General features: G+C 48.0%; 2 protein-coding genes. Both read left to right on the forward strand.

Annotated elements, in window-relative coordinates:
• Positions 1 to 140: 140 nt before the first annotated feature.
• Positions 141 to 1943, forward strand: a complete 1803-nt coding sequence (locus tag BLV86_RS12510) for an MATE family efflux transporter (RefSeq protein WP_090817944.1) — start codon at positions 141 to 143, stop codon at positions 1941 to 1943.
• Entirely contained in the window at positions 1940 to 15313 is a 13374-nt protein-coding gene (locus BLV86_RS12515; RefSeq protein WP_090817947.1) for a non-ribosomal peptide synthetase, read from the forward strand. Before BLV86_RS12510 ends, BLV86_RS12515 begins: the two co-directional genes overlap by 4 nt.
• Positions 15314 to 15349 lie beyond the last annotated feature (36 nt).

Consider the following 15349-nt stretch of genomic DNA (forward strand, 5'->3'; position numbering starts at 1 on the left):
TAAATTTCGCCAAATGGAATCTGTGCACTCTGTCATCTGGTTTTGATTGAGAGTTGGCTGGTGCAGGATTATAATGATAATAAAGTTTAATTTTTGAAATGTTATTGTGAATTCATATTAATAAAAGCAGGGATGAAGAAATGGAGAGTCGGAACAGTTACCTGATCAACAGAAGTCTGAGAAAATTTCTTACCGCATCCATAGCTACAATGGCTGTCATGAATATTAATGGTGTGGTTGACAGTATCCTTATGGGACAACTGATTGGCCCGCAGGCTGTAGCTGCGATACAGAATGTAGTGCCGGTTTTGGGACTCATTTCCGCCATAACGTTTCTACTTTCTGCCGGGGCTGCAATCATAACGGCGAAAGCACTGGGTAGCAGGAACTTCGATGAGGCGAGTAGCTCCATGACCGTTTCTATTTCCTCCTGCCTGGCTTTCGGTCTTATAATATCCCTTCTTTCCGTAGTGCTATCGCCGGGGATCAGTTCCCTGCTCTGCCAGGACATGACATTATACGATAATACTTACAAATATCTGTTTGTCATTATGGCAGGTTCTTTTTTGCTGTTTCTGTTTAACGGCATGTCAATACTAATTGAGACCATAGGTTATCCAAGACTTGTTTCTTTTGCCACTATTTCCACCGTAATCGTAAATTTAATCTGTGACATATTGTACGTAAAGGTTTTCTCACTGGATATTTCCGGAGCGGCTTTCGCAACTCTGACAGGTTCACTGATCGGAGTGGCAGTGCTGTTTGTTTTCCTTTTCCGGGAAAGAAAGGCTCTTGGAATAAGAGCGCATTTTGCGGGCTTTGCCGGCATGATAGGAAGAAATGTAGTGATGGGGATTCCATCCTTTTTCGGAAATACTGCCCTCACATTGATAATATTTATTTGTAATTATTTTGTTCAGTCTGTTCATGGGGCGGCTGGAGTTTTTGTCATGTCCATTGGCTATGCCATGATATCATTCGGACAGATGATATCAGGAGGAGTACAGGGAGCTTTTCTGGGGATAGGAGGTATGCTTGCAGCTCAAAGTGATTACGATGGTCTCCGGCGGCTGCTGAAAAGAGGTCTTGTCATATCCTGTGGATTTGCGACGCTGAGTGTCCTTGTCGTGTTATTCGTTTCAGGTGCTCTTGCTGCTCTTTTTGGGGCTACGGATCCCTCGGTGATCAGCCTGACTCGTCAGGGACTTCCTCTTATCGCCAGCCTTAATTTTTCATTGAGTGTAGTACTTCCCCTGATGATCATGTACCAGATAAATGACCATTCTGTTATCTCCACCCTGTCTGCATTATCCATGCTTTTTAGTCTTGGCATTGGCTTTCTTCTGGCAAAATACCTGATTGGTAATATCTGGGTGGCATTTCCAATCGGAAGCGGCCTTTCTATCGGATTTGTACTACTATGCTCCATACCCGCGAGGATAATGGCAGGAGGAAATGTGGGGTGGATTCATCTGATACCGAAGCCGCTTGATGACACCATGAGATTTGATGTTTCAGTACCCTGTGACAGGAAGTGGGTTGGGGATGCAGTGAATAAGGCAGGTGATTTTCTTTCCGGTAAGACCACATATGAAAAGGAAATGGACATTTCCCACTGTATAGAAGAACTTTTGCTCAATTATGTTGAGCATAGCGGAAGACCGGAAAACGCATATATGGATATCAGCCTGATCAGTGACAGTGATGGGATTACCCTCTTTGTTAAAGACGATGGCATACCATTTGATCCGGTCCATGTGGCCAATGAGGACGCAAAGGCGGGCTTAAAGATCATGAAAGAGTTTATGAGTGATGCTTCTTACAGCTATTCATTCGGGCAGAATATGGTAATAATGAAATGGAAGGAGACGCAAAATAGCGCTTCTACGACTTCCGATGAGCCTGGCATCAGAAAGGTGCTTTCAAGGAGGAACAGTAAATGAACGAGTTTTTCAAAAGGATTCAAAGTCAAGTCTTGAACACTCCTGAGAAGATAATTCTTTCATCAATGGGAGATGGAAAGAATATCACCTACCGTGAACTGGATCTGCTCTCAGGAAAAGTTTACCGTTATCTGAAGGACCATGGAATAGGACGGGAAGATTTCGTGAATATCATACTTCCCAGAGGAGTGGAGCCTTTTATTGCCATGCTTGGCGTGTGGAAGGCAGGGGCCGCTTTTGTTCTGCTGGAGCAGGAATATCCGACGGAGCGTATTGCATTTATCCGTAAGGACAGCGGGTGCAAACTGGTACTTGATAGCAGGGTCTGGGAGGAAATCCTTCAGTGTGAATCACTTCCGGGCTTTGCCGATGTGGATGATCATGATGCCGCCTTTGCCGTTTATACCTCCGGAACCACAGGTAATCCAAAAGGCGTACTCCATGAGTACGGGAACCTTGACATGATTGCACAGAGCATGTATGAAAACGGCGAGAGCCTGATGAAAATTGTTGAAAACTTTGCGCTGATCGCACCTCTTTATTTCGTTGCTGTGGTCATTTGCTATATATGCCTAATGGATGTTGGCGGCAGACTCAGTGTCGTTCCCTTCAGCATTACCAAGAATCCGCCGGCTTTATTAAAGGTTTTCGTGGAAAATAAGGTTAATGCTCTTTTCTGTGCCCCGTCTATCTTGCATCTCATGCGAAAAATACCAAATTTAAAAAGGATTTTTGTGGGGTCTGAACCGGCAAATGGTATTTGGTCCGAGGATCCCGGATTAAGCATAATAAACGCTTATGCTATGAGTGAGACTGCGTTTTGTATCACTATGGGACATCTGGACAAGCCTAACGAGATCGCACCGGTAGGAAAACCTTTGACAAACCTGAAGATTACGTTGCGGGATGAGGAAGGAAATCCAGTGCCGGAAGGTAAAGAGGGAGAGCTCTGTGTCGAGAATCCGTTTGTTCGCGGATACATAAACCGGCCGGAGGATACTGCCGTGGCCTTCGTGAATGGAGAATTCCATACCAGGGATATGGCCCGTATGCTGCCGGATGGCCAGTATGAGATCATCGGGCGCATAGATGACATGATTAAGATAAACGGCAACCGTGTGGAGCCTGCGGAGGTCGAGGCAGCGGTAAAACGTGTGTCAGGCTTAGAGCGAGTGGTTGCAGCAGGCTTCGGAGAAGGCATTGATACCTTTATCTGCTGCTATTATGCGGATCCGGTGGAGCTCGATACTGAAGAACTCAGGGAGAAGCTTGAAAGTGTCCTGCCCTACTACATGATACCGTCACGCTTTGTACACCTGGATGATCTGCCTCGTACGGCTACCGGAAAGGTCAGCCGTCGTCTTCTGCCTAAGCCTTTAGCTGAATCGGCGGAGTATGTCGCACCGGCAAATGACATGGAGCGTGCCGTGTGTGATGCCATGGCCCGTGCGCTTGGAAGAGAGCGCTTTGGAGCTGAGGATGATTTCTATGCTTTGGGAGGTAATTCCATTACTTCCATTGAGGTCGTGGGTACATGCGACCTTCCCGGGCTTAGCATCAATCAGATTTTCCGTGGGAGAACTCCGAAGAAAACAGTGAAATACTATCTGGATGAGCTGTCTTTGGAAAAAGAGGCGGAAGGGGATAGTAAGAATCTGGCAGGTCCTTGTCCACTGACCCAGTCCCAGCTCGGAATTTTCCTTGAATGCGAAAGGAGGGAAGGGGAAGCTGTCTATAATAATCCATTGCTTTTCAGCCTGCCATGTGATACGGATCCGGAGCTTATGACAGCTGCGGTCGAAAAGATGGTGCGGGCTCATCCGGGGCTCTTTGCCGGGATCGTATCAGATGAGCATGGCATGCCAGCCATGCAGTATCAGAGCGCTTTCTCGGAGCAGGAGATATGCATCCGTGAACAGATGACCGGAGAGGAATTCGAGAAGATAAAGAAATCTCTGGTGCAGCCCTTTGATATAAAGAACGAGCGCCTGTTCCGCATCAGGCTGATCGGGACGGAAGAGGTGCAGTATCTCTTTATGGATTTTCATCACCTTGTCTTTGACGGAACCTCCATGCAGATTCTGGCCGCAGATCTGGAAAAAGCTCTGAACGGGGAAGACATCTCTCCGGAGAGCTGGACTGCCTATGATGCGGCCATGGCCGAACAGAGCGCCAGACAGAACATGGAAGCATGGAATAATGCAAAGGAGTGGAACTTAAAGCAGTTTGGTGATGCTGATCCCATATCGCTTCCTGAGGGCGATCGGAAGGGAAGCGGGATGACATATGGGGACCAGTCATTTACATTGGATATTTCCTACGGAGAATTAAAGGATTTCTGCGAGAAGCATATGACGACTGAAAATGTGCTCACTACGGCTGCTTTCGGTTATCTCCTGTCAGCATACACTCTTAAGAAGGATGTACTGTTTACTACAGTATATAACGGCCGACGTGATCCTCGCTGCCACAGAACAGTATCGATGTTTGTTACGACCCTGCCAGTGCTTTGCCACAGGGGCGGGGATCTGTCTGTTGCGGAGTACCTCTCTGCTCTTAAGGAGCAGATGCTTGGCTCTATGGCCAACGACCTCTATTCCTTCGCGGAACTCTCTGCAGATACAGGCATCACCAGCGATGTGCAGTTTGTCTGGCAGGCGGATATGCTTTCTCTTCCAAAGGGGAGCACTTTAGGGCTAAAGCGTGAAAAACTGCCCTTCATCGCAACGGGAGATGCGCTTTCCGTGCAGCTCTTCCCGGAGGAGGATAAGCTTGTCTTTCAGGTACAGTATCATGCGGACCGATACAGCGAAGAGTATATAGCACGGTTTGCCGGATGCATGAACCAGGTACTGAAGGACATGATGGTAAAGAATAAGCTTTTGGATATCAGCCTTATTTCTGATGAGGAGCGCAAAGAGATTCTCACACTTTCAAAGGGAGAAGAACTTCGCTATGATGCCGGGCAGACCTGGCTTGATCTCTTCTTTGCAAGTGTCAATAAAATACCGGAAAAGACGGCGGTATCGGACAGTAAGGGAAGTTATACCTACGATGAACTGAACAGAGCATCTGACCGGATTGCGGCTTTTCTCCATGAAAATGGAGTAGAGGAAAACAGCTTCGTAGCCGTAAGGATGGACCGTGTGAAGGAGTTTGCCGCAGCGGTGATAGGAATCCACAAAGCAGGGGCAGCCTATATGCCCATAGATCTGGATTATCCGCAGGAGAGAGTAGACTATATGCTTTCAGATTCCGGGGCAAAGCTTTTACTTACAGAAGATACAGTTGCGGACATACTATCCCCTGAACAGGATAAGATGGCTGCGGCTGAAGGAGATGGACAGGAGCTGACATACAGGGTGGACATTAGCCCGGAGCATCTGGCCTATATAATCTATACCTCCGGATCTACCGGGAAACCAAAGGGCGTCATGATACAGCATAAGGCGCTTCATAATTTTGTGCAGTTTATCCGTAACAGGTGGGGACTTAGTGAAAAGAGCCGCATCGCCCTTCACTCGAATTTTGCTTTCGATGCGGCAGTGGAGGACCTTTTCCCTCCGCTTAGTGTGGGAGGAACAGTATGCATCGTACCGGAGAGCGCAAGGCGGGATCCTGTGGAAATGCGGGCATTCATGAAAAAATTCAGCGTAAATGGAGGTTCCTGTTCCACCCAGTTCGGCCAGCTGCTTGCAGCAGATGAGCCTCTCGATATGGATTACTTCTGTGTTGGCGGAGAGGCGATGACCACTGTGCCGAAGGCGAGAGGACCGGTCTACAATGCTTATGGCCCTACGGAGTTTACGGTAGATGCCACCTATTACGAAATCGATAAGACAAGGGATTACAGGACGATACCCATTGGACGTCCTGTTCATAACTGTTTTGCATATATTATGGATCCAAACGGAGAGCTGCTTCCGAGGGGATTTACGGGTGAGCTGTGCCTTGCCGGCCCCCAGATGGCTCTTGGATACCGGAATCAGCCAAAGCTTACGCAGGAGAAGTTTACCCTGGCGGACTTTGGGGGAGATAAAGTCAGGATCTATCATACGGGAGACTTGGCCAGATACAACGAGGAAGGAGACCTGGAATACCTGGGACGCATGGATACCCAGGTGAAACTCAGGGGCTTCAGGATTGAGCTCGGAGAGATTGAAAGTACTGCGGCCGGATTCGAAGGAATTGCGCTTGCGGCTGCAGAGGTGAAGAAGGACCAGCTGATACTTTATTATTCCTGTAAAGAGAGTGCCGGCAGTCAGGGTGTGGATGAGGATGCCTTGAGGGATTACCTTGCAGGCAGTCTCGCGGATTACATGTTGCCTTCTGTTTTCATGCAGCTTGATGAGATGCCGCTGACACCAAACGGTAAGATAGACAGAAAAGCCCTTCCCGAACCATCGGTTTTCCGGACGGGTGAGTATGTGGAACCTCAGGGAGAAACGGAGTGCTCTATTGCTGAGGCAATGAAGCAGGTGCTTGGAATGGACCAGGCTCCGGGGGCATTTGACAGTTTCTTTGATCTGGGAGGAGATTCCATCAGGGCGATACGCCTGGTAAGTCTTCTCCGGGAAATGGGGTGCCAGGTTTCTGTGGCGGATATCATGAAGCAGAAAACGGTCAGAGGAATCGCCTGCTGCGCTGAGAGCGACGGAACCGCCGCAATCAGCCAGGAACCTTATGAAGGAACCGTTCCTGACAGTGCCATCGTGGCCTTTTTCAAGGATATGAAGCTGCCCTGTCCCGGTCATTACAACCAGACAAGGCTCCTTGAGATGTCCGATCGCGCCGGGAGAGACAATCTTCAGAAGGCGTGGGATGCGCTGGTTTACCAACATGACATGCTGAGGGCGGTGTTTAAGGATGAGACACTGTTCGTCCGAAGCGCAGATGCGACTATAGAGATAGAAGAATATACTGTCCGGTCTGATAACAGCAAGAGTGTCGAGGAAAATACAGAGGCTGTGACCGAAATCTGCAAAATGATACAGACGCAGATCAATATGGACAAGGCCCTTACGAGGATAGCCCTTATCCATGGAATTTCTCATGACTATCTGTATATCGCGATCCATCACCTCGTGATCGACGGCGTATCCTGGAGGATCATCCTTTCAGATTTGGAAACTGCTTACGGACAGGTACTGCAGGGGGAGGAGATACGCCTTCCTCACAAAACCAATACCTACAATGATTATGCAAAGGCACTTTTGCGCTTCCGTGACAGCTACATCCTGAGCCTGGAGATACCTTACTGGAAGGACGTGCAGAAGAAACTCATTTATCTTGGAACGGCTGACGGAAAGGATTATAAACGGAGCTTTGGACGGTTAGCCTTGACCTTAGACGCACAGAACACTTACAGCTTCCTTCATGCGGACTTTGGGAAGCTGAATACAGATATCAATGATGCCCTGCTCACGGCTGTCTGCAGGAGTTTTCATGATGTGACGGGAAATAACAGAATCTCCGTGCAGCTTGAAGGACACGGAAGAGAGGAAATTGGTGAAAGACTCTCTACAGACAGGACGGTAGGCTGGTTTACATCAGAATATCCGGTTATAGTGGAAGGCTTTAATAAAGACCTTCGCCATGACTGTTTAATATCCAAAGAAGCTCTTCACAGAGTTCCGAACAAGGGCTTTGGTTATAATGTGCTGCGCTTCATAGATAGTGGAAAGTCTGACAATATCGGTTCATCCACCGATCAGAATGAGGGGCTGGATAAAAACCTTACTGCCCAGATCGGCTTTAACTATCTTGGAGATATGGGCCTGGAAGAAACTGACGGAGCACGTTTCTTTACGGATACGGATATTCCTGTGGGAGATGATATCAGCCCGCTGAACGCATATGGCCCGGATATCGCCATAAACTGCTATGTTCAGGGCGGGTGCTTTAACCTGTTTATGGACTTCAATAAGGCATTTTATGGAGAAGATGAGGCACGCATGTTCGCAGAGAGAATATTGTCTCAGATCAAAGAAATCACGAAATACTTGTCTTCTGACATAGCTACGGTGGTGACGGCAACAGATCTTGGTGAAACACAATGGAGCGAAGATGAATTTGAAGCCGTGATGGTAGACTTTGCTTCCCGTGGAGAAACATTGGAGAGAATCTATCCTCTGCTTCCCATGCAGGAGGGCATGCTGCTCAAGCATGTGTCCGAGCCTGAATCACATGCGTACCGGCTGGTAGATATTTTTGAAGTGAATGGGAACCTTTCGGAAGAGATGCTTAGAAGGGCTCTTGACAGGCTTGGCAGGAAGCATGAAGTCCTGCGTACAGCCATTATTCACGATGGGGTCACAATACCCAGACAGGCCATTGTTGACAGAAAACTAGGACTACGGATGATCAATCTTTCCACAGATGCCTATGCGGGAGAAGCCGGCTCAAAAGAAGCTGATGAAATAGATGCTGTCATGAAGATAAGGGAAGACATATTGCAGAATGGCTTTGATCTCCAGAGAAAGCCTTTATTCAGCGTGACCTGCGTGAAAGCGTATGAAGGTCGCTCCTATCTGATCACAGCGGTTCATCACATTATAGTTGACGGTTGGTGTACAGGCCTTTATATGGGCAGCTTTGTACGGTATCTCAGGGAAGAACTGAAGAGTACCGAAAGCATTGAAGCCGAAACGCAGGAAGCCGGAAGATACGAAGCCGCGGTACGCGAGATTCTGAAAAAGGATATGCATGCCGGTCTGGATTACTGGAGAGAGCTTCTGGACGGTTATGAAACCAGGGCCGCTGTTCCGTCTTACGGCAAAGTGCCGGAAGACAAGAGAAGCAAAGAGGATGATGCTTTTATCGCAATAAGCCAGAAGGTGACGTCCGACTTTGAACAGGCCTGCCGCGAGGCGGGGGCAACCATCAATACCGGCGTGGAGCTGGCCTGGGGCATGGTACTAGCCACCTGCAGCCGGCAGAATGACGTCGTATTTGCCAGAGTTGTTTCGGGACGTGACAACACCAGGGTAAAGACTGAGGATGTGGTCGGACTCTTTATCAATTCCGTACCCGTCAGAATCAGAATTGATCAGAATACCACCGCTGCAGCAGCCCTCAAGGAGCTGCAGGAGCAGGCCGCAAAGAGCAATGCTTATGATTACTGCGCGCTTTCGGAAATACAGAAGCAGTCATATCTGGGAAATGACCTGCTCCAGACGGTTTTTGCTTTTGAGAATTACAATAGTGGCGCAAAGGAAACAGTTTCGGATAATCTTCTGAAGCCAGTATACCTCCGGGAAGAGAACTTTTCCGAGATATCTCCTTTCGCATATCTGGAAGACGGAAAGCTGGTTCTGCACATAAAATTTGATACCGGCCTTTACAGGAAAAAGGAGATTGACAGGGTACTTGCTTTATTCAAAACCTATGTGGAGGAGATATCCACAAAGGCGGAGGAAGAGATCCGCACATTCCGGCATTTGGACACAGAAGAGCAGGAAAAGGTGATAGAGCTTTCCCGGGGTGAGACTTTGCCCTATGATGCAGGGAAGACCTGGCTTGACCATTTCCGTCTGCATGTCATGGAAAAACCGGATAAGAAAGCTGTCATAGACAACAGAGGAAGCTATACTTATTCAGAACTGGATAAAGTCTCTGATGCTGTCGCTTCGTACCTGATTGCGATGGGAATGGATGAGAACCATTTTGTTGCCGTGAAGATGGGTCATGTGAAGGAATTTGTCCCGGCCATCATCGGTATACAGAAAGCCGGAGCAGCTTATGTACCTGTGGATCCGGAATATCCAAAGGACAGGATTGACTATATGCTGGAGGATTCTGAAGCAAAGGTTGTCCTGACAGAAGAATTGCTAGCAGACATCATTGCAAAATATAAGGATGTGGAATCGATAAACCGTGCGACGCCTGCGCACAGGGCGTACATGATCTATACATCGGGATCTACGGGAAGACCAAAGGGCGTGGTGCAGAGTCACCGCTCACTTTGCGCATTTGCCACATGGAGGCAGCATGTGCTTCATATCGGACAAGACAGCATCCATGCCCTGCATCCAAGCTTTTCCTTTGATGCCTCGCTGGATGATCTGATCTGTCCGCTCTTTGCCGGAGGAGAGGTGCATATTTTCTCCGATGAGCTGCGTAAGGACATGACAGGGATGGCGGAGTACATCCGTGAGCATCATATCAATGGCCTTACCATGTCTACCCAGATCGGGATGGCCATGGTGAACCAGTATCCTGACCTGGCGCTTCGGTACATAATGATGGGCGGGGAGAAGATGCTGCCCTGCGCAAAGACGGGAATCAGACTTGTTAACGGTTATGGACCGACGGAATTTACCGTATGCTCCTCACTTCATGTGGTGGATCAAAATAAGGATACGGATATTCCCATTGGCCGGCCAGTACCCAACACCTGGTCCTTCATCTGCGATGCATACGGAAAGCTGATGCCGCAGGGAATGGAGGGAGAGCTGTGCCTTGCCGGACCTCAGGTGGCAGAGGGCTACTGGAAGAAAAAAGAGCTTACTGAAGAAAAATTCGTACCATGTACATTTGTTGATGGAGTGGAAATGAAAATGTACCGTACCGGTGATCTGGTAAGGTATAACGAGGAGGGTGATCTGGAATTCCTCGGACGAATCGATACCCAGGTGAAGCTGCGTGGCTTCCGCATCGAACCGGGTGAGATCGAAGCAGCAGCCAGTCATTATAAAGGAATCGCTCAGGTGGCAGCCCTGGTATGTGATGACCATCTGGTACTCTACTATACCGGTGACGGACAGATCGATCAGGAGGCTCTGCGCGGCTTCCTTGCCGAAAGCCTGGCCGAATATATGGTTCCGGGTGCATATAAGCAGCTGGATGAGATGCCGATGACGCCAAATGGTAAAATAGATCGAAAGGCGCTGCAGAAAATCCCGGCCACTTCCGATGAACTTATAGTTCCTCCGGAAAATGAGACAGAGCAGATGGTCAGTGATCTGGTGAAGGAGGTTCTTGCAGGCAGAGAGATTGGGGTTACCGCAGATTTTCGTAAAGAAGGTCTGACTTCCCTTGCGGCTATGCGACTCAGCGCTATGATAGCAACGAAATTTGAGAAAGACTTTAAGATTTCCTATATAAAAGAGTTTGGAACCATAAGAAAGATCGCGGAGTATCTAAACACTGACACAGAAGAGGAGCGCTTTGAGCAGCAGCAAAGCTATCCCATTACTACTGTTCAGCAGGGAATCTATGTGGAGTGCATGGCAAACTTCAATACGACGATATACAATACGCCTGTCTTACTAAAACTGGATGAGGAGGTAGATATATTCAGGTTAAAACAGGCCATTTCTGAAACTGTGGATGCCCATCCATACCTGAAGATGAGACTTTCCTTAGGTGATGAAGGCCGTATCGCTGCATGGCGTAGAGATGATGATAAACAGCAGGTATCCGAGGTGAATCTTGATACTGTGGAGCATGGATTTGAAGGACTGGTAAGACCCTTTAATCTGACAGGTGACTGTCTGTTCCGGACTATGATCATACATGACGGGGAGGATCATTATCTTTTCCTCGATGGACAGCATATTGTGATAGATGGTGAATCCATGGATATCTTTATGAGGGACTTAAACCGTGCATATGCCGGGGAGACCCTTACGAAAGAGAGATTCACTGGCTTTGAAGCTGCCCTTGTGGAGGATGAGCTTCGCCACAGCTCTCATTATGATCATGCAAAGGAATATTATGAAGGGCTGCTGGAAGGAATCGATACGGACTGCCTGCCTATATATGACAGGGATCTGGGAAAGACTAAGACAGGGCAGCTTACCATCGTTGCCCCCTTTGATTGGGACAGGCTGTCTGCCGTCGTAAAAGATGGAAGCGTGACGCTGAACGGATTGTGGAATGCTGCCTTCGGCCTTGCGCTTGCAAGGTTTTTATACAGGGAAGACTGTGTGTACACTACCGTATATAACGGAAGAAACGATACCCGCCTGAGTGACAGTGTTGGTATGTTTGTCCATACGCTTCCTGTGGTCTGTCATGCGCAGAAAAATGAGAACGGCATGGAATTTGCCAGACGAATGAGTCTGCAGCTGTCAGATAGTATGTCAAATGACATTTTCTCCTTTGCCGAGATTTCAAAAGCTTTTCAGCTGAAGGCCGGTATCATCTTTGTCTATCAGGGAAGAATCGGTTCCGAACCGATGATTGGAGGGAAGAAGGCTGAAAGTATCATGCTTGACTTGAATGCCCTGAAAGCACCTCTGACGATCAATGTCCTGGAAAAAGAGGATGGTTTTGAGATCTTTTGCGAGTATGATTCACGGTATTACGAGGAGTGGAGCGTAAGGGCGCTTCTTGGATTAACTGTAAGGATATTGGAACAGCTTCTGGCGGACAGAAAAATAAGCGAAATATCCCTTGTCACCCCGGAAGAAAAGCAAGAACTGGATGCCTTTAACAGCACAGAAAAAGCTGTGGAGACTACGGATATTGTGACCCTATTCAGGAGAGCAGCCAACAGGTATCCGCACAGGCGAGCCGCGATTTTTAAGGAAAAGACCCTTAGTTACCGGGAGCTTGACGAATTGACCGACCGCGTGGCAGCGCATCTCATGGAAAGGGGTATAGGAGCAGGAGATATAGTCGCCATTCTTATTCCAAGAAGTGAATACATGGCCATTACTGCGCTTGGTGTATTGAAGACAGGAGCGGCGTATCAGCCTCTGGATCCTGCTTATCCCACAGAGCGACTGAAAATCATGGTAGAGGACTCCAAAGCAAAGGCCCTGATAGAGGATGAGATGTTAAAGGACAGGCTCCCGGATTATAAAGGTGAAGTTCTGATGATCCACGAGATTGGGGGACTTCCTGACAGAAAACCCGTGGAGATCCAGCCAGGGCCGGATGCTTTATTCATTCTTCTTTATACCTCCGGCACCACGGGCGTCCCGAAGGGTGTGATGCTGACACATGGAAATCTGGTGAACTTCTGCCAGTGGTACAGGGACTATTTCGAGCTTACCGAGGATTCTGCTGTTTCCGCATATGCGAGCTTTGGATTTGACGCGTGCATGATGGATATGTATCCCGCGCTGACAACGGGAGCTTCCGTCTGTATCGTCCCAGAGGATATGAGGCTGAATCTGCCAGAACTGGACTCCTATTTTGATAAGAACCAGGTGACACACGCCTTTTTGACAACTCAGATGGCGAGGATGTTCGCGACAACCATGACGGAGACAAAAGTGAAGTACCTTATGGGTGGCGGCGAAAAGCTTGTTCCTTTTGCCCCGGAAGGAAGTTACAGATTCTACAACGGTTACGGTCCTACCGAATGCACCATATTTACTTCGATCTTTCCTGTGGAAGAAAATACTTTCCGTGTACCGATTGGGAAGCCTCTGTACAATTACAAGATCTATGTGGTTGGGAAGGACGGATACGAGCTTCCGGTCGGCGTTCCCGGTGAACTGTGGATAGCGGGATACGGGGTAGGAAAAGGTTACTTCAATAAAACTGAACTGACGGAAAAAGCGTTTATATCCAATCCCTTCTGTGATGCGCCGGGCTATGACCGTGTTTACCGCACAGGAGACATTGTGCGCAGGCTCCCGGATGGTTCGATAGATTTCATCGGGCGCAATGACGGGCAGGTGAAAATACGCGGATTCAGAATTGAGCTCAGTGAAGTGGAAAGCGTGATCCGGCTGTACGAGGGGATAAAGGATGCCACTGTACAGGCCTTTGACAGCCCTTCCGGCGGAAAATACATAGCTGCCTATTATGTGGCCGATCAGGAGATAGATGAGGACGATCTCTCGGAATTCATAAAAAACAGAAAACCGGAGTATATGGTTCCTTCAGCTTTTGTACAGATTGATGCGATACCTTTAACACAGAACCAGAAGGTAAATAAAAAGATGCTCCCTGTTCCTGAGATCCGGAATGAAGGAAAGGAGTATACGTTACCGGCAACTCCGCTTGAAAGAGAACTCTGTGAGGAGTTCGCAAAGATACTGGGCATCAGCAGAGTCGGAGCTGAGGATGATTTCTTTGAGTCAGGCGGAAGCTCCATATTGGCGGCCAATTTGCTCACCTACGCAATGGGAAAAGGTTATGATATCGTATACGATGATATCTTCAATCATCCGACCCCGAGAAAGCTGGCAGCCGTGATTGAGGGCACGAACATAAATAAAAAGACGGATGAAGTATCCGGATATGACTACAGCAGGATTAACAGTTTAATAGCTGCTAATGCTATGGGCTGTATCGATGATATTTCAAGAGAACCTTTAGGTGATGTAGTTCTTACGGGTGCCACGGGATTCCTCGGCATACATATACTGCAACAGTTTTTGGAGAAATCTGAAGGAAGGATTACCTGCCTGATGCGAAAAGTCAGCTGGGATACGTTGGAGAACCATCTGAAATCCCTGCTAATGTATTATTTCGGCAACACTTATGAAGAACTGTTTGGTAACCGGATCTTTTGTCTGGAAGGAGATATTACCGACACGAAATCTCTTTTGGCGATTGATTCGGTAAAGGCTGACGTGATCATAAACTGTGCCGCCAATGTTAAGCACTTTGTAACTGACGATGTACTGGATAGGATTAATTTCCATGGAGTTGAAAACCTGATAGAGGTTTGTCTGAAGAATCACATGAGGCTTGTCCAGGTATCTACCCTGTCAGTCGGTGGCAGCACAAGGGCCGGGCAGAAAAACAGGCTGTACGAGAGTGATCTCTATTTAGGGCAGCGTGTTGACAATGATTACATCCGTACCAAATTCCTGGCGGAGCGCGCCATCCTTGAGGCCAGGGTGGAGAGGGGGCTTGATGCTGTCATTTTAAGAGCAGGAAACCTTATGGGAAGATACTCTGACGGTGAATTCCAGATCAACCTCTTAACAAATGCCTTTATGAGATCGCTTGCGGCTTTTAACCGCCTTGGCGCGTGCCCGGTTACTGCTCTTGCAGATACTGCTGAGTTTTCACCTATAGATGCAACGGCTTCTGCGATGCTGGCCCTTGCCGGTGTAAACAGTAAATTCAGCATTTTCAATGTCAACAACAATCATACGGTGACAAGAGGAGATATCATCTTCGCTTTGAACAGGCATGGTTTTAAAATTGACATCGTTACGGAGAAGGAGTTTGCAGAGATCGTACAGAAGGCTTTGGAAGATGATTCCTACAGCGAGTCGATAATGACACTGATGGCTTATGAAGAAAAGGAGGACAACATAGTCCCGGTAGAAAGCGACAATTATTTTACAATCAACGCGCTCTACCGTCTTGGCTTCAAGTGGCCGATAGTCGATGATACCTACCTGGAAAAAGTGATATCTGCTGTGGAATCGCTTGAATTCTTTAAAAACCTGTGATCCTATCAGCACTTGAATATTCCGCTGTTATAGACA

The organism is Oribacterium sp. KHPX15, from assembly GCF_900107835.1.
GTDB lineage: Bacteria > Bacillota > Clostridia > Lachnospirales > Lachnospiraceae > Oribacterium.